Consider the following 17,063-nt stretch of genomic DNA (forward strand, 5'->3'; position numbering starts at 1 on the left):
TCTAACTAACGTCACATTATTTATAAGACGATTGTAAGTATTCCGTGCAAGCCTTATCTATAATAAGCACAATAACAAATCATTAACCTAGCGATTAATGTGAATATGCAGTCGACTTCTCTCCTGATACAAGACATTGAGCAAACCCAACGTGAATTGGAAAAGATAGATTTTCATCAACACGAAAGCCTACTAATTCAGGTGTTTTCGTCTTTCGAGAAGGGTTCTGTTGCGGCTGCCTGCCAAGTGATTCAATCGACTTTCCCCAATGCCAAACTGATTGGTTGCAGTGCTAACCACTACATCAGCCAAGGCGTCATCCTGCACCAAGGTCTTTATCTGATTGTTACCCGTTTTGACGCGACGTCTTACTCTTGTGGTGTTGTCGAATATAGCGAGCAACCATTGGTCGATAGCCACGCTATGTGGCAACAGCTTGAGTGCAATGATAATACTCAAAGCATCATCTGTTTCGCAGACCGCTTGCAGATAAATAACCGAGTTCTATTTTCAGCGTTTGAGCAGTCGAGATATTTATTACCTATCTGTGGTGGTGCATCGACCATCACAGATAATGGACGATGGGTGATGCTAAACGGTATTTGCTATGAAAATGCCTATGTGATGTTGGCGCTGCACAGTGCAGAGCTATCCATCACTAAAGGTTATTTCACTGAATGGAACCCTATTGGCCGGACTTTCCGAGTGACAGGAGCCCAAGATAACTGGTTGGTTGAATTGGATGGTATACCTGTTCGTGAGCTCTACAATCGTTACCTCGCTGATGGCCTTGAATTGCCTTTTGAGCAACTGCATAATTTTCCTTTGATGGTTGGTGATCCGAAAGAGCAAAGGATTCACTTACCGCTCAAGGTGACGGAATATGGAGAGATAGAGTTCAGTGGCCAATTCCAAGTGGGTGATGAGGTCCGGTTTTGTTATGACCATCCCTCATTGACCCTGGAGCAGGTCCGACTGGGGGTTCAACAGCTTGCCTCTCATAAGCCGGAACAGTTTTTTATCTATAACTGTATCTCTCGCATCGACTTTATTGATGGCAACCAAGAGGTTGAGGTTTTCCAGAAGCTGGCCGACAGCTATGGCGTGTACTGCATGGGAGAACTCTATCAAGAGAATGATCAACAGCGAATCTTGCACCATAGCCTCACTTACCTCGCATTAAGAGAAGGCGAGGGTAAGGTAGTATTGCCATTAGATACACAACCCGCGACCAATATATCCCCTCTGTTTTCATTGATCCGAAATGCACTGCTTGATGTCGATGACATGAACAACAGCATGGCGAGTAAGATTCAGCAACAAGCTACCGCATTAACGGCGAGCTACCGAATTGATCACCGTACTGGCTTGCCTAATCGAAGTGTATTGCGTGAGAAGCTGTCGAAGATGAGCAGTGATAGCCACTTGTTAGCTTTGAAGGTCACGACCTTTGGTCAGATCAATGAAAAGTACGGCTATCGAGTGGGTGACAAGCTTCTGCATGACTTGAGTGAGTATTTTCAAAAGGCGCTGTGGCAGTTCTTTGATGAGGGATGTCAGCTCTACAGTATCGGTATTGGTGAGTGGGCAGTGGTGTTCGATAGCTGGGCGAGCCAAGAACATATTCATCAGCGATTCTCGGAGTTTGCCGATCAAACCGAGCATGTAAATTTCGAACCTACAGGTTTACCCGATATTGATTACTTGTCGGTGTCTATCTGTGCGGGTATTGCTAGCCGTCGAGATTTCCCAACGACCTCTATTGATGACTTATTATTGAAGGCGATTGATGCGAGGCGCAGTGCCGTCAGCCAGAATAAACACTTAGTGAGTGCTAAGACGTTAATTCAACTGGAGAAGCATCGCCAAGAACAACTTGGTTGGTTGTCGTGCGTGAGTCGTGCTGTGCTTAATCAGAATATTGTGGCGTGTTCTCAACCGATTGTTTCGGCGCATAGCCATCAGGTAGAGAGCTACGAGTGCTTGGTTCGAATTGAAGAAGACGGTCAGTTGATTGCACCGGGTAAGTTTTTGCCAATCATAGAAGGAACGCACCTCTATACACGCCTCAGTCGTCAGATGATAACGCGTACCTTTGATTTTATGAGTCAGCGAACCGATTCGTTCTCAATTAATTTAGCGCCACAAGATTTCAGCAATGAGAAAACCATTCTTCATCTTGAACAAGCCATCAAGAAAATCAGTCACCCACAGCGTATTGGTTTAGAAGTGCTGGAAACGGAACAAATTCAGGATTACGGTCGCTTGATTGAGGTGTGTAACCACTTCCGTGATCTTGGTGTGAATATTATTGTCGATGACTTTGGTTCAGGCTATTCGAACATTGATGAGATATTGAAGCTAGAACCACAAGTCATAAAGCTTGATGGTAGTCTAATTCGCAATATCGATACGGATAAAAAGCAACGTAAGATAGCGCAACAGCTGGTGAGCTTATGTCAGATTCTGAATGCTAAGACGGTGGCGGAGTTCGTACATAATGAACAGGTGTGTCGAATCGCAGAGGATATGGGTGTCGATTACCTGCAAGGTTACTACTTTGGTCAGCCTCAACGCTTATTCTGATAGGGAGAGTAAAATCTCTTTTCAACGAACAGCCAGAGTGTGCGTTTCACGTGAAACACTAAATGGTTCAATAGATTAAAGTCCGATGTAAAAAGGGTGAGCTTATGGCTCACCCTTTTTGTTTTTAGTATCTGTCCCGTCCTGAAATTTGTTTATTGCCTTCCCGCGCGCCTATTTGGTCTATTTGAGGGCATGGCCACACTTGTCGGCATGGAATACCTTTAGATACTGTTGGTAGTAGTCATCAATGAGTTTGGCAGGTTCACCCTCACCTAAAGACTTGAGTAACTCAACGCCCACCTCGCAAGTACACAAGTGGCCACTGTCTTGATTACGGCGCAAGGTGTATGAAGATACGCTAATGATGTCGAGGTGAACTTGTGGAACGGCTTGTAACCATGAGCTCTTGTTAAGCATCTTCTTCGCTTCTTGCCATGTGCCATCTAAGATGATGAATAGCGGTTTACGACTCAGGGCTTGGGTCATCACAGCTTGCTGGCACTCGATACTTTTATCACTTGGGAATAACAGAAACGGTTGCCGTGTTTCATCGTCAAGCAGCGCCATTAGCTCCGCTGGTGGTGTTTTCCTTTGCCATACAAGGGACCGACACTGATCAAGGGATTGCTGAAGCAGCTTTCCGGTATTGGTATCGCGCGACAGTTCATTCTCATGAGTGAGCAGTACAAGATCGATTTGGCTTTCGACACTCGGTATCAGGTGACAAATACATTGGTGAGTGAAGCCACAACCAGGGCAAGCTTGTAGGTTACTCATGTTTACAGCTTAACCCCACTTTGTGCAGGTGAGACACCATCAGCAAACAAAACCACATCGCTGATGTCAGCATCATCTGCAATTGGAGCAACACTTGGGTTGAGTGGGTAGCTCACACCAGAGTATGACAATGTGTGTTTCGCTGGTGTTGCACCGCCGCCGCTGACATTGAAGACCAGATCTTGCCAGCCGTGGTTTTGTGATTTACCTAAGCGTATGTCGCCCTTAACTAGTGTCACTCGGCTATTGAAGCGCCAATTATCTTGATGGTTTTCGAAAATCAGCAGTGTACAGCCACCAGAACCACACCAATCGAGTTGGGCGAACAGCTCTTCTTTACCGTCGCCATTGAGGTCGTAGGTTAACCAGCGGTATTTGGTGTCGTCAGGTGAGCTGCTGTTGATCTTAAAATACTCGCGGATCGCTTGGTCAACTTTTTGATCAAGTTGATCACTGGAGTTCACCTGCTTTGCGGTTAGATCAACGTTAGCGGTGGTGTTGACTTGCGCTTGTGCACTCTTAGCTTCTGAATAGCACCAGACCGCCATTGGCAATCGGGTAGACAACGTTGCCCACTTTTTCTTTTTCAGCGACCAGTTTGCCGTTATCGAGCGTGAAGATACGCTCTGAGATCAGGTATTGCTGCTGGTGGCGAGTCATCACAACTTGAACCTGATTTTGGTTGAGTTGCTGCCAGAAGCCTTGTTCAACAATTGAAGGATCGCCATTGCTGTAAGAGTAAGTCGTGATCGCGCTGTGGTCATCGTTGAGCTCTAGGTTAATTGAGAACCCAGAGTTTTGTGTTGAGCTTGCGAAGTAGAGTCCGCTCCAGTCCAGTGTTGGATCTTGGTTAGAGACCGTTGCACAGCCATTATAGTTGCTGTCATTGAGGTTAAGCTTGGCATGCCATCCATAGATAGAATCGCTCATGCCGTCGCTGCAACTCTCTTTTGTAAGGTAGAGTTTGCCTTGCGCTGCTTTACCTTCTAATTGGTAATCACGACTGCTTGGTGTGGTGCGGCTTGATTCAATATCGAGGATCTGTGGCTGTTCGCCCATCTTAGTGTATTTGAGCTGGTCTTTATCGAAGCTTGCTGACCAGAAAGGTTCATTGCCGAATACACGTGTTGAACGCAAGGGTTGGTCACAACGATCAGGGTTTTCTGCGGTTAGGATATTCACTTGATCAACCACGAAACGTGCCGTGAAATCTGCGTTATACCCTGTTTGGCTCGGTACGGTTAGATGACCAATCAGCTCGCCGTATAAGGCTTGGTAAGGTCTCGCTGAGAGCCCTTGCGCTTCTAATGCGAGTTCTGGTGTTAAATCTAACCAGTATTGTTGTTGGCTACCGCAAGGGGTGAAGGTTCGGCTTTCGTGGCCAACCACAACCTGACCACGCATGATGAAGGTTTGCGGTTGAATGCTCAGTGGCTCATCCAAGGTTGCTGGTGGAACTTCAGATTGTTGCGGTGTATCTGGCGCCGTTACACAACCTTGTAGCGCGAATGCGACTAGCCATGTCACTGGGTTTTTCATTACCTTCATGTTATATCTTCCTCGGAGCAACCGTTAATTGGATTTATTATGGCATATTGGTTATTTAAAACAGAACCCGACACCTTTTCTATTCAGACTCTTAGAGTACAAAAAACCTCTTGTTGGGAGGGTGTACGCAACTATCAGGCTCGAAACATGATGCGTGATGATGTCAAGCTTGGAGACTTGGTGATGATATACCACTCATCATGTAAAAAAGTTGGCGTAGCAGGGATCGCAAAAGTAACCAGAGAAGCCTACCCAGATCATTTTCAATTCGATCCCGAGAGTGATTACTACGATCCTAAATCTTCTCCTGATAATCCTCGCTGGATTATGGTGGATGTCGAGTTTGTACGAGTGACTGAGCGTTTGATTCCCTTAGCAACATTGAAAGCTATGCCAGAGCTATCAGAAATGCCATTGGTGAAGCGCGGTAATCGCTTGTCCATCATGCCTGTTACTGAACAGGAGTGGCAGGCCATCTTAAGCAAAGAAGTACTCGGTTCTCGCTAACCTTAGAGGAAGCTTTTAGCGTAAGGTTCAAAAAAGGCAGCCATTGGCTGCCTTTATGTTTTTATTGGGACTGCTTAGAGTAGGTGTTTTTCTAAGTAGTGAGCAACGGCGTCGTCTGCGTTGCTGCCAATCACTTCATTGTCTGGCAGAGCTTTCATCACTTTCTCGTGTGATGTGCCCATGATCAGGCCTTTACCCGCCATAGCTAGCATCTCAGCATCATTCATACCATCACCAAAGGCGATGCAGTTATCAAGAGTCAGGTTCAGTGATTTCGCAACCGCGTCTAACGCATGGCCTTTCGATACTTCTGCTGCCATCACTTCTAGACACCAAGGTGTTGAGAAAGCGATGTTCAGTTTGTCGCCAAACATGTCTCTTAGCTTTTGTTCAAACGTCACTAGGTATTCATGGTCTTGTTCTGGGTGTGTGAAGAAAACTTTCGCAATGCCATCACTCGGCGCGTTGTCAGCTTCAAATCGCTTGTAGCTAAAGCCAGACTCACTGTGGAACTTAGCCAGCATTTCATCTTCACGATCCAGCAACCAATCTTCATTTTGGTACATGTGAATGAAGATGTTTGGATCTTGGCGAACCACATCAATAACAGGCTGAACTAAATCCTGTGGCACGTTCTGGCTATACATTAGCTGATCATTTTGGTCGTGTACGCGCGCACCGTTTGAAGTGATCATGTAGGCCGGAATACCAGCAATCTCTCGAATACCCGCAACATCGACATGGTGGCGACCCGTCGCGAAGATAAAGGTATAACCTTGGTCGTGTAACTTCTTGAGTGTCAGCTTGGTAAAATCGCTTAACTGATGGTTGGGAGCCAGAAGCGTACCATCTAAATCAGAGGCAACGATTTTCACGGAATCTTTAAGTGCAGGAATAGTCATTTAACCCTCATTGCAAAATGCTTAACCAATATCGACACCAGCCAATGCTAGCGCCCTTTGAAATACAATATCTCTATCTAGAAATTGTATGCCAAATTCATGCAAGAAAAGAGGGCAAAGCTCACTTACTTCTCTTCCTCTTTAGCGCCTCTCTCTTTTGTCCGTTACTTTTCTTGTTACCACGCTAACGCTAAGCAAAAAACTGAGTAATAGCATCCAATGTTGGATTACGATACTCATCCTTCTCAAACAACACCTCATGCCTAGACCCTTCGATGACCTTAAACTGGCAATCTGAGTTGGTTTTCTTCAGCTTGTTGATGAACTTTACTTGAGCATCGTTACTCACAATTTTCTCTTCCCCTGCTTGAATCAAAAGCAGTGGGATTTTGATTTGGCGAGTTTGTTGGATGGCCTGCTTGGCTGCCATTAACCCTTGCCACACCCAGCGTGTGCTCGGTCCGCCTACCTGCAAAGAGGGTGACTCGTCATACAAACGGCGGAACCACTGATAGCGAACCTCGCTGTGGCTCAGTAAGTTGTTTTCGAAAGGTTTTGAGTAATACGCTTGTTGGCCTGGCGCATAAGTTGGTTTAGCGTGATACGCGGTAAGCACTTGTCCAACAACCATCGCGATAGGTTTTAGGTACCATTCAGTGTTGATGCCAAACATCGGCGCACACAGGGTTACCTTATCAAAAGGGTGATCCGGATGAGTCTGTAGATAGCGAGTCGCGATGGTACTGCCCATTGAATGTGCAAGAAGATAACGCTCGGTATATTTACTTAAGTCAAAACTGGCAATGATGTCAGACATGTCTGATGCATAATCATTGAACTCATGAATGTGACCAATGTCAGAGTCTGTTACCATACGTTCCGACTGACCTTGACCTTGGTGGTCAAATGAATAAACGTCATAGCCTTGTTGATAGAAATCATAGAAGAGTTCTTGGTATTTTAGGCAGCACTCGATACGGCCATTTGAAATAACGATGGCTTTGGTATGAGTCGGTGAGGTTAGGCTACACCAGTACAGCTTCTTTTTACCGGATGATGTTACATACCCATCTTTTCGTTGTTGCCAAAGAGTAGGGATCGGGTGTTTAATCGCTTGCTCGAACTGAGGTTCTTGCGTGTAAGAAAACGGGGCGACGCTGTGGTTTTCCATGGGAAATTACCTGAACTGGTGCATGTGAGAGCTTTATCGCTACTAATGTTGTTAGATTAAAGAACTAGTAAGGAAATGCAAATGGATACTCATGTTTGGCTTGCTTATGTCGTCACGGCGATATTGTTTAGTTTGGCTCCGGGTTCAGGTACCGTTAACTCAATCAGCAATGGACTAAGTTATGGTACCAAGAAGTCGCTCGCGTCGATCGCAGGCTTACAGCTCGGTCTTGCATTCCACATAATGCTGGTGGGCGCGGGTATTGGCGCATTAGTCGCTCAATCTGCGTTGGCATTCACTATCATCAAATGGGTGGGCGTGATTTACCTTCTTTGGTTGGGTATTCAAAAGTGGCGTGACAACTCTAGCTTAGTGGCCTCACAAGAAAACTCGACGCTATCGAGTGGCAAGCTGCTTAGAAATGCGGTGCTGATTAACCTTACCAACCCAAAATCTATCGTATTTTTGGTGGCTTTGTTTCCTCAATTTATCGATCCCACACAACCACAAGCACCGCAGTTATTAGTGCTAGGTGTGACGACGGTATTCATTGATAGCGTTGTTATGTTGGGCTACACCTCATTAGCTTCACAAATGGGACGTTTTATTCGTTCAGATCGCATAATGGGTAAGATAAATAAAATCTTTGGTGGTATGTTCATGGGCTGCGGCGCATTGCTGGCTGCCGCTAAAGCCTAGTGAAAGCAATAGAGTTATAGTTAAATCAATTAGAGTTATCAAGAAATGACCGCTACGTACGTTGCTCGACAACCTATCTTAAACCGTAACAAGAACACACTTGGTTATGAGCTGCTGTTTCGTGACGGAGAAAGGAATGCCTATCCAGCGCATATAGAGTCTAACAGAGCAACGTATCGTCTGATTGTTGAGAATTTCTTGTCGGTTGGTCTTAACCCGTCGATCCCATCTTCACGTTGCTTTATTAACTTCCCGTATCAAAGCTTGATTCGTCGGTTGCCTTTGAGCTTGCCGAAAGACAAGGTTGTGGTTGAGATCCTCGAAACCTGCCAACCGACCGACGAATTATTAGAAGCCGTTAAAGAGCTATACCAAGCGGGGTACATGATTGCTCTAGATGACTTTACTTCGACGCCAGAATGGGAGCGTTTCCTTAAATACACACATATTGTTAAGCTCGATATCATGCAGATGGGCTTGGATGAGGCGTGTGATTTGGTAAAAGCTCATCAAGGGAAAAAGTTTAGCTTTCTTGCTGAACGAGTCGAAACCGAACAAGAATTCCAGCAAGCCAAAGAGGCGGGCTTTAAGTTCTTCCAAGGCTATTTCTTTAGTAAACCGGAAATCATCAAGACCAAGTACATCAGCCCTGAACAAGTGATTGCCATGGAGCTGTTCCAAGAAGTGTGTAAGCCGGATGTCGACTTCCAACGTGTCGAGAGCATCGTCGCGAAGGATGTCGCTTTGTCTTATAAGCTACTGCGCTTTGTGAACACAATGTCGCCTCGTCTTGAGGTAACTATTTCGTCATTCCGTCAGGCCTTGGTTTACTTGGGGCAAGAGAAGCTGAAAATGTTTGTTTCGCTGGCGGTGGCGTCTTATGTCTCTGATAAAAAGCCGAAAGAGTTGTATGGCTTGTCTTTACAGCGAGCGCAATTTTGTCAGCGTATGTCTCGTTATCAGGTATTTGAAGGGCACGCTGAGCAAGCCTTTATGATTGGTTTGTTCTCATTGTTGGATGCATTGCTCGATCTATCGTTAGAGAATTTAGTTGAGCAACTGCCTTTGTGTAAAAGTATCAAGGTGGCTCTGCTACGTAGAGAAGGGCCATATGGTACCTTGCTCGCGCTTGAAGAGAGCTTTGAACATGCCGATTGGCAACAGCTTGATGAGCACTGCGCTGATTTAGGATTAAGCGTGGATCAGGTAAAAACGGAGCTTACCGAAGCTCGCCGTTGGAGTCATACCGTGACCAACAAGCTCTGATGTTTCTTCGTTAAACTTTTATGACAATTGAAACGCACGCCTTGACGTGCGTTTTTTTATAATTAATATATACGCATATCCATATATGAGTATGTAGTTATGCTTCCTCACCAATTTTTTAAATTACTGTCTGATGAAACGCGAGTGCGTTGCTTAATGATGATTGTGCGCCAAGAGTGCCTCTCTGTTGGTGAGTTGACTCAGGCATTACAAGAAAGTCAGCCAAAGGTTTCACGCCACCTTGCGCAGTTGCGCTCAAACGGCATTTTGACTGACGTTCGCCAAGGACAATGGGTTTTCTACCGCTTGTCCAAAGATTTACCGGGTTGGATGCTAAAGTTAATTGATGACCTTATCGCATCGAACTGTTTGAAAACTGAATATCAACAAGACATTGAACGCCTAGATGCTATGACTTCACGCCCTCAATGTTGCGTTTAATTGAATATTTTTAGATTCCCCACTAGCTGAGAGAGCATACGATGACAGTTAAAGTAGGTATTAATGGTTTTGGCCGCATCGGCCGTCTAGCACTTCGCGCAGCATTCGATTGGGCAGAGCTAGAGTTTGTACAAATTAATGATGTAGCGGGCGATACCGCAACGTTAGCACATCTTCTAGAGTTCGATTCAGTTCAAGGTCGATTTCATCACGAAGTAACTGCAGAAGGCGATGAGATGATCATAAATGGCCAGCGCATCAAGACCACACAAGAGCGCGACATCGATGCGATCGATTGGTCTGGCTGCGATGTGGTTATCGAAGCGACCGGTGTTCACCGTAAGACTTCTTTCCTAAACAAATACCTAGAGCAAGGCGTGAAGCGTGTTGTGGTATCAGCGCCAGTGAAAGAAGAAGGCATCGCAAACATCGTTGTTGGTGTGAACGACAACATTTTTGAACCAGCAGTACACAAAATTGTGACGGCTGCGTCTTGTACCACTAACTGCATCGCTCCAGTAGTGAAAGTGATCAACGAGAAGCTTGGTATCGATAATGCGTCATTCACAACGATTCATGATCTAACTAACACGCAAACCATTCTAGATGCGCCACACAAAGATCTACGTCGTGCACGTGCATGTGGCATGAGCTTAATCCCAACAACAACTGGCTCTGCGAAGGCGATTGTTGAGATCTTCCCTGAGCTAGAAAACCGCATCAACGGCCACGCGGTTCGTGTACCACTAGCGAACGCGTCTCTGACTGACATCATCTTCGAAGTGAAGCAAGACACGACGGCAGAAGAAGTGAACGCGATGTTGAAAGAAGCATCTGAGAACGAGCTAAAAGGCATCCTTGGCTTTGAAGAGCGCCCACTTGTGTCTATCGACTACAAAGGTGACCAACGTTCAACCATCGTAGATGCACTATCAACTATGTTGGTAGGTAAGCGCATGGTTAAGATCTACGCTTGGTACGACAACGAAATGGGTTACGCGACACGTACCGCTGAGTTAGTGCGTACCGTTGGTTTAGCTTAATACTCTTCATACTTGAAGCTGCAGCGTTGTTAACTGCGTAAGTTCACTGGAGCGCCGGCCGCCCTAATCACATAGAGCCCCTATGCTCATAGGGCTGAACTTCATTCCTTTGTAGGGAAAAGGTTACCTAGCTGCAACTCCAATTATTTTGAGTATTGGTTCTATAAGAATTTAAGAGATAACACTATGACACACCCAACATGGCAACTAGACCTTGAACAAGGCGCGCTGATTCTGACTCCATGCCCAGGTACTAAAGACGCTGATCTTGATACATCTCTGGCACAACTGAAAGAGCAAGGCGTTGAAGCTATTGTGACTGCGCTCGATGATGCAGAGCTAGCAAGCAAAGACGTGGCAGCACTTGGCGAGAAAACGCGTGCGCTAGGCATGCAGTGGTTCCAAATCGAAATCGAAGACGATTGTGCTCCGGGTGCTGAGTTTGCGGCGAAATGGTCTGCAGCAAGCCCAGAGCTACACAAAATCGTTGATAGTGGCGCTAAGGTAGCAATGCACTGCATGGGCGGCTCAGGTCGTACCGGTTTGTTCGCGGCTCATCTGCTTTTAGAAAAAGGCTGGGATCTCGACAAGATCGTTCAAGAGGTGCAGACACTGCGTCCCGGCGCATTTACTAAGCCTATTCAGGTTGAGTACATCAATGGCGTAGCGAATAGCTAATAGTCATCGGTGTTAGACAAGGAGCTTTTGGTATCTGGAGTGTTAAGCTTATCGTGATCCAAAAGCTCTTTTTGTTTTGATTGCAGAGATAGCATTATGTTTTCAAATCTAAGTAAGAGCGTTCGCCAATACATGTTGGTGACTTTCAACTACTGGAACTTCACCATTACCGATGGTGCACTTCGTATGCTGGTGGTCTTGTATTTCTACGACCTTGGCTACAGTTCGTTAGAGATCGCCTCACTGTTCCTTTTCTATGAATTCTTTGGTGTGGTGACGAACCTAATCGGTGGCTGGCTGGGGGCGCGTCTTGGCCTCAATAAGACCATGAACATTGGCCTCGGGATGCAAGTCTTTGCCTTGGGTATGTTGGCATTGCCATCGGCTATGTTGACTATTCCTTGGGTAATGGCAGCGCAGGCCTTGTCAGGTATCGCTAAAGATCTCAATAAGATGAGTGCCAAGAGCTCAATCAAAACCTTGGTACCGGATGAGCAGCAAGGTGCTTTGTATAAGTGGATTGCGATTCTGACTGGGTCTAAGAATGCGCTGAAGGGTGCAGGCTTCTTTATTGGTGGTTTGCTGCTTTCAACGATTGGCTTCCAATACGCTGTGCTTGCGATGGCAGTCGTGTTGGCATTAGTCTTCGTTGGCAGTGTGTTGAGCTTAGAAGCGGACATGGGTAAAGCGAAAACCAAGCCTAAATTCAAACAGATCTTCTCTAAGTCTGAATCGATCAACATCCTATCGGCGGCCCGTATGTTCCTGTTCGGTGCTCGTGATGTGTGGTTTGTGATTGCTTTACCGATTTACCTAGGCAATGTGTTTGGTTGGGATCACTCATGGGTTGGCGGTTTCTTAGCGGCTTGGACAATCGCTTATGGCTTTGTACAGGGCATAGCGCCGAAGATTACTGGTAAAGCTCAAGGCAAGGTGCCAGATGGCCATGCTGCGCTGTTATGGGCAGGTGCGCTGGCTATCGTGACTGCTGCTATCGCTTATGCAGTACAGATTGGTTGGCAACCAGAGCTCGTTATCGTGGGTGGTTTGATGGTATTTGGTGCCATCTTTGCGGTGAACTCATCACTTCACTCATATTTGATTGTGAGTTATGCGAAAGGCGATGGCGTTTCTCTTGATGTCGGTTTCTATTACATGGCAAACGCGATGGGCCGTTTGATTGGCACGATATTGTCGGGCTTGGTATTCCAAATGGCAGGTTTGTCTGCGTGTCTGTGGGTTTCCTTCGCATTCTTAGCGATAACGACGGTGATCTCTCTGCGTTTACCTAAAGTACCGCAAATCTCAGCGGCATAAGCTTCAGCCGCATGAGTAAGAGCTCAAGTCGCATAAGCTAGCGTCGTATGAGCTAAATTCGCGATAAGCATCTCCTTTAACACTAAGCTGACTTGGTATTTATTCCGGTCAGCTTTTTTATTGCTATAGTAGAATGATTGAATATTAATCAGGCATTTACATGAAGCAGCGAATTCTCTTTTTTGATTTAGCACGATGTGTCGCGGCCGTAGCGGTTATCGCGATTCATGTTTTGGCGCCTTATCGCAATGAATTGGGCACTATTCCTTTCGGTGAATGGTTTACTGCCATTACGGTAAACGGTTTCAGCCGCTGGGCAGTACCTGTGTTCATTTTGATTACTGGCGCACTGATGCTCAGTGATCAGCGCCCGTTTGACGCTAAATACTACCTCAAGCGTCGTCTGGGTAAGGTACTGATACCTTTCATTGTCTGGTCGCTTTTCTATACCTATCTTTCGGGTTGGTCGGCAATGGGCTTTGATGCCGACGTCAGCTGGGACGTGTTGCTTAATAGCTACCATCATTACACCTATTACCACCTTGGTTTCTTCTATTACTTCATTCCGCTCTACTTTGTGATTCCGTTCTTGCAGATCATGGTCAGAAAGTACGGTGATAGATCTGTCTATGCCTTTACGGCGGTATGGTTGTTCACAACATTGCTGTTCTTACTGAAAATCGATGGCCCTTGGAGTCACGAGTTGTGGTTGTACACCGGTTACTTACCATTGGGTTACTTGCTGTATAAGATTGTGCCACTTAACAAGATGACAGTTGGCGTGAGTGTATTACTGGGTGGATTTGCGTTACTAACCACGGTTTACATGGTGGTTGATGCAAGCTTGGTGGCAGAAGAGTACACGGTAGGGCGCTGGTTATCTTACAAGACGTTGAATACCGTATTAGCAGCGAGCATGGTGTTCATGGTATGCCGTTACTATGGTGAAGGCTTCTCTGAGAAGAGTAACCAAGTAGTTGGCTTTATCAGTAAGCACAGCTTAGGTATTTACCTGCTGCACCCTATTGTCTTGTGGCCAATGAAAGAGTTCGGTTGGTACCAAGGACATCCAGCTTGGGTTATTCCATTATGGATTGTGATCAGCGGAGCTGGCGCGTTATGGATGAGCTGGTTGGTCTCTAAGTCAGAGAAAACACGTTGGTTATTGCCTTAGCTGTGAGTGCTAAGGCTTTCTGATGGATTGCTTAGGGGAGACAGTTGAAGCGGCTGACGTTTAGCGCTTCAACGCAAAGTGTAAGAACTTATCGCCTTGGTAGGTTAAGGTTCCTTTGTCGCCCGGGTTAAGGGCGTGGAAGTAGTGGATGCCGACTTGGAATTCTCGCTTCGGACCAACCACACCACGTTGAACGTAAATCCAGTACTCTTGATCTTCTTGGCCAGGTTCTGCGTCAGGAAGGTCGATGGATTGTTTGTCTAACACCGTGACATTCACTTTCTTCTCTGGCGCATTTTCACCTTGCGAGTGTTTTCTATAGAAACCAATAAATACCCAAGCCGCTAGAGCAGCGAGTGCAAAGATGGCAAAAAAGAGTGAATTAGGCATATAACCTCCATGTAGTCGTGATGGTTATTCTAGTCTTTCAGGCAATAGGGATATGTGTTTAAAGCCGTTATTCGTGAACTGTTGTAAGCCAAGCTGATTATTTTTCGGCAGACATCACATTTAATGGCCAGTTTGGGATAAAGCATTGTTATTTATTGTCTCTTTCTCTCGTAAATAACAGTGATTTTGTATAAGAATAGGGAAATGCTCGACTAGAATTATAGTGTGGAGTGGGAGGGCCAAGATGACCGATATTGAAAAAGTGGTGACAAGAACTCGCAATATAGAGAAATTATTGAGGCTTCAATATCATGCCGAAGGCGAAGGATTGCATGAGCTTGTAACAAGCTGTGAAGAAAGGTTACCGCACGATATGGTGAGTAAGCTGCGTTATATCGCAACGTGTCGTAACAAGGTAGTCAATGAACATGAGGCTAAGTTGGAAGACCAACATAAATTCATCATGATGTGTAACGACTGTGAGAAGGAGCTGACTCCACGTAGTGGTCGTTTTATCTGGCGAGTTGCGATTTTACTGATGATGGCAATGACTTTAGCTGCCGCAGGTTTCTATTATGCGAACTGGGATGTGCTAACACTGCATCTGTTTTCGAAGTGAAAAAATTGAACAAAAAAAGGGACGCTCATGGCGTCCCTTTTTTTATCTGTAACTTGCTTAGTACATCATCGGTAGTGTCATTAGACCTACAACTACCGCGATCATTACAAGTCCTTGTCTTTGCGAAGATGAAATCATAACACTACTCCTAAATTTGGTTGTCTCTCGCTATGTTTTAAAGAATAGCCCACTTATAGGTTTAGATCAAGAATTACTTTCGAAAGCTCCAAAAGTAGTAGAAAACTATTAGTTTTTGGCTTGTTTGGCTCTGTTTAACTGTGTGTTTTGGTGTGTTCTTATTTTGTTCGTTGTGATTCATGTTTGTTCTTATTTGTTTTAAGTTGCTGTTTTATAATGGTTGTTATGTGTGATTTATATTGTTAAAGGTTGTTAAACTGTATTAATGGGGGTTGGTGGTGGTGAGGTTTGTTTTGGTTGGTTTTTTAAATTTTCGGCTTGGTTTTTGTGGCGGTTTTTACCGGGGGCTTGAAATAACCTGACAAAACTGGGCTTTAAAAAAGAAAACTGGCTACTTTACAAGTCTAGGGTTGGTTGGTGTTTTTATTTTCCTATTAAACTTGAGTTTATCTCTTTAAGTTATTGTTATTGTTTGCTTTAAATGTGTTTATTTTAATTTTTCAAGTGTGGTTTTTGGCGGAATATGGTCGGTTTTGGTGGGTCTGATAGGTTAGAATTGACCAAAATTCAAGTATGGTGACTCTAATGCCAGTTTGAATGGGTTTTATGATGATTCGCGCTAGTTTTAAACGAATGGCCATTGTCACGGTAGTAATTGTTACGACTTCAATCTAAAGAGACTCTTTTTAGTGGAAGCGTAATCAAGATCCAACTTTGAGGCGCTGAGGCTTTACATCAACACTCGTGTGCCTAGACTGGCGACGATTTAAAGCAATAGGGCAAATGGTATGTGGAGTTGGTTGGCGGTTTCCTTGTCTGGTATCGGAGCAATAGCAGGAACGAAACATGGACATATCGGTCAGGCCTTATCGTATAAGGTTTTTACCTTTGTATTATTAGCGACCATTGCTTTAACTCAATCTGTCGTTGCTGATTTTACTTATTGGGTCGTTGCTGGGTTGGCGGTTTCTGCGATCGCAGATGTCTTGCATACTGTTACTCAAAAACGTTCTCTGCATTTTGTTTGCTTCTTGTTGGCTCAGCTCTGTTACAGCAAAGCATTTTGGTTACAGCTATCAGGAGAAATGGTCTGGTGGTTGTTCGCGCTGCTGTTGGCGGCTTGTGTCGTTGCTTTCTTCTTATTACTGCCTCGCTTAGACAAACTCGTCTTTCCTGTGGTTATCATGGGTATTGTGCTTATTCAGCTTGCATGGGCTTCTGGTGAGCTCTGGTTGCTTGATCCTCAACTGTCGCATGCGGTGGGCTTTGCTGGTTGTGCCGTGTTGCTGCTTTCGGCATTAGCATACGCGCTAAATTTCTATCGTAGCCCAATTAAGGGTGCCTACTTTTGGGTGACGGGCAGTTACTTTCTGGCTCACGCTCTCATTGTTGCTTCCCTTACCATTTAGGGTAGAGCTAGCTTAACTCTGAGCTACATCAAGGCAGCTCAGATGAAAGTAGGTACTCTACATCTACTTCATTAAACATGAGATAGAGTTATGACTACCGAAATTCATGCACACAACGTTTTAAACCTACTGAGTGAAAAGCCACTGACTCGCGAAGAGTTGACGCAGGAGCTTGCTCAAACTTATGGCGCAGAAGCGCGCTTTCATACCTGTAAGCTGAACGGCCTGGATTTAGATGGATTGCTGAAGTTTTTCTTGAAGATGGAAAAGGTCGTAGTTATTGATGACAAGCTTTGCACTAATCGCGAACGTGTGTGTAACCACTAATTCCCAGTGACTTGGTTTTTAGAGCCTTTTGGCTTTTATAGATTAAGAGGAGTGGATGCGATGTTTTCGGT

16 protein-coding genes and 1 pseudogene are annotated in these 17,063 nt (G+C 45.2%); 12 read left to right on the forward strand and 5 right to left on the reverse strand.

From position 1 onward, the window contains the following. The first annotated feature begins 105 nt into the window (after window positions 1-105). Window positions 106-2,586 carry an EAL domain-containing protein gene (locus AB8613_RS09175; RefSeq protein WP_146489795.1) on the forward strand — a complete coding sequence of 827 codons (2,481 nt, stop codon included), beginning with the start codon at window positions 106-108 and terminating at the stop codon, window positions 2,584-2,586. Window positions 2,587-2,766: 180 nt separating this feature from the next. Here the strand turns inward: AB8613_RS09175 and AB8613_RS09180 are convergent, their stop codons facing one another. Both AB8613_RS09180 and AB8613_RS09185 read right to left on the reverse strand, forming a co-directional pair. Further along, window positions 2,767-3,363, reverse strand: a complete 597-nt coding sequence (locus AB8613_RS09180) for a tRNA-uridine aminocarboxypropyltransferase (RefSeq protein WP_146489794.1) — start codon at window positions 3,361-3,363, stop codon at window positions 2,767-2,769. A gap of 2 nt (window positions 3,364-3,365) precedes the next feature. Beyond that, window positions 3,366-4,911 (reverse strand): annotated as a pseudogene (locus AB8613_RS09185) (COG3650 family protein). Between the two features lie 39 nt (window positions 4,912-4,950). Here AB8613_RS09185 and AB8613_RS09190 point away from each other — a divergent pair. Then, window positions 4,951-5,418 carry an EVE domain-containing protein gene (locus tag AB8613_RS09190; RefSeq protein WP_017633148.1) on the forward strand — a complete coding sequence of 156 codons (468 nt, stop codon included), beginning with the start codon at window positions 4,951-4,953 and terminating at the stop codon, window positions 5,416-5,418. Between the two features lie 74 nt (window positions 5,419-5,492). Here the strand turns inward: AB8613_RS09190 and AB8613_RS09195 are convergent, their stop codons facing one another. Together AB8613_RS09195 and AB8613_RS09200 are read right to left on the reverse strand one after the other, a co-directional pair. Further along, on the reverse strand, window positions 5,493-6,320 hold the full coding sequence (locus tag AB8613_RS09195) for a Cof-type HAD-IIB family hydrolase (protein ID WP_146489792.1): 828 nt from the start codon (window positions 6,318-6,320) through the stop codon (window positions 5,493-5,495). A gap of 190 nt (window positions 6,321-6,510) precedes the next feature. Beyond that, window positions 6,511-7,491 (reverse strand): alpha/beta fold hydrolase, encoded by a 981-nt coding sequence (locus tag AB8613_RS09200; RefSeq protein WP_372383748.1) that lies wholly within the window; start codon window positions 7,489-7,491, stop codon window positions 6,511-6,513. A gap of 81 nt (window positions 7,492-7,572) precedes the next feature. Here AB8613_RS09200 and rhtB point away from each other — a divergent pair, with 81 nt between their 5' ends. From rhtB to AB8613_RS09235, 7 genes are all read left to right on the forward strand, one after another. After that, window positions 7,573-8,190: a homoserine/homoserine lactone efflux protein gene (rhtB, locus tag AB8613_RS09205; RefSeq protein WP_210447744.1), complete on the forward strand. Its 618-nt coding sequence runs from the start codon at window positions 7,573-7,575 to the stop codon at window positions 8,188-8,190. 45 nt (window positions 8,191-8,235) lie between these two features. Beyond that, window positions 8,236-9,456, forward strand: a complete 1,221-nt coding sequence (locus AB8613_RS09210; protein ID WP_210447745.1) for an EAL and HDOD domain-containing protein — start codon at window positions 8,236-8,238, stop codon at window positions 9,454-9,456. 99 nt (window positions 9,457-9,555) lie between these two features. Next, window positions 9,556-9,897, forward strand: a complete 342-nt coding sequence (locus AB8613_RS09215) for a metalloregulator ArsR/SmtB family transcription factor (protein WP_210447746.1) — start codon at window positions 9,556-9,558, stop codon at window positions 9,895-9,897. A 41-nt stretch (window positions 9,898-9,938) separates the two neighbouring features. After that, window positions 9,939-10,940, forward strand: coding sequence for an ArsJ-associated glyceraldehyde-3-phosphate dehydrogenase (locus AB8613_RS09220; RefSeq protein ID WP_372383749.1), 1,002 nt, complete (start codon window positions 9,939-9,941; stop codon window positions 10,938-10,940). Window positions 10,941-11,126: 186 nt separating this feature from the next. Further along, complete coding sequence (locus AB8613_RS09225) at window positions 11,127-11,618, forward strand: cyclin-dependent kinase inhibitor 3 family protein (protein WP_372383750.1); 492 nt, start codon at window positions 11,127-11,129, stop codon at window positions 11,616-11,618. A 96-nt stretch (window positions 11,619-11,714) separates the two neighbouring features. Beyond that, the gene (arsJ, locus tag AB8613_RS09230; RefSeq protein ID WP_372383751.1) at window positions 11,715-12,935 is read left to right on the forward strand and encodes an organoarsenical effux MFS transporter ArsJ; all 1,221 of its coding nucleotides are present in this window, start codon (window positions 11,715-11,717) and stop codon (window positions 12,933-12,935) included. Window positions 12,936-13,095: 160 nt separating this feature from the next. Next, window positions 13,096-14,109, forward strand: a complete 1,014-nt coding sequence (locus AB8613_RS09235; protein WP_372383752.1) for an acyltransferase — start codon at window positions 13,096-13,098, stop codon at window positions 14,107-14,109. Between the two features lie 60 nt (window positions 14,110-14,169). Here the strand turns inward: AB8613_RS09235 and AB8613_RS09240 are convergent, their stop codons facing one another. Further along, window positions 14,170-14,499, reverse strand: coding sequence for a DUF2500 domain-containing protein (locus AB8613_RS09240; RefSeq protein WP_017061032.1), 330 nt, complete (start codon window positions 14,497-14,499; stop codon window positions 14,170-14,172). Window positions 14,500-14,743: 244 nt separating this feature from the next. Here AB8613_RS09240 and AB8613_RS09245 point away from each other — a divergent pair, with 244 nt between their 5' ends. The 3 genes from AB8613_RS09245 to AB8613_RS09255 all read left to right on the forward strand — a co-directional run bounded on the left by AB8613_RS09245 (window position 14,744) and on the right by AB8613_RS09255 (window position 16,992). After that, on the forward strand, window positions 14,744-15,118 hold the full coding sequence (locus AB8613_RS09245) for a hypothetical protein (protein WP_004736595.1): 375 nt from the start codon (window positions 14,744-14,746) through the stop codon (window positions 15,116-15,118). Window positions 15,119-16,044: 926 nt separating this feature from the next. Then, window positions 16,045-16,665 (forward strand): lysoplasmalogenase, encoded by a 621-nt coding sequence (locus AB8613_RS09250; protein WP_146489784.1) that lies wholly within the window; start codon window positions 16,045-16,047, stop codon window positions 16,663-16,665. A gap of 90 nt (window positions 16,666-16,755) precedes the next feature. Beyond that, a complete protein-coding gene (locus tag AB8613_RS09255; RefSeq protein WP_017061034.1) occupies window positions 16,756-16,992 on the forward strand; it encodes a YecH family metal-binding protein in 237 nt (78 codons plus the stop codon). Window positions 16,993-17,063 lie beyond the last annotated feature (71 nt).

The organism is Vibrio sp. BS-M-Sm-2 (assembly GCF_041504345.1).
Lineage (GTDB): Bacteria > Pseudomonadota > Gammaproteobacteria > Enterobacterales > Vibrionaceae > Vibrio > Vibrio satsumensis.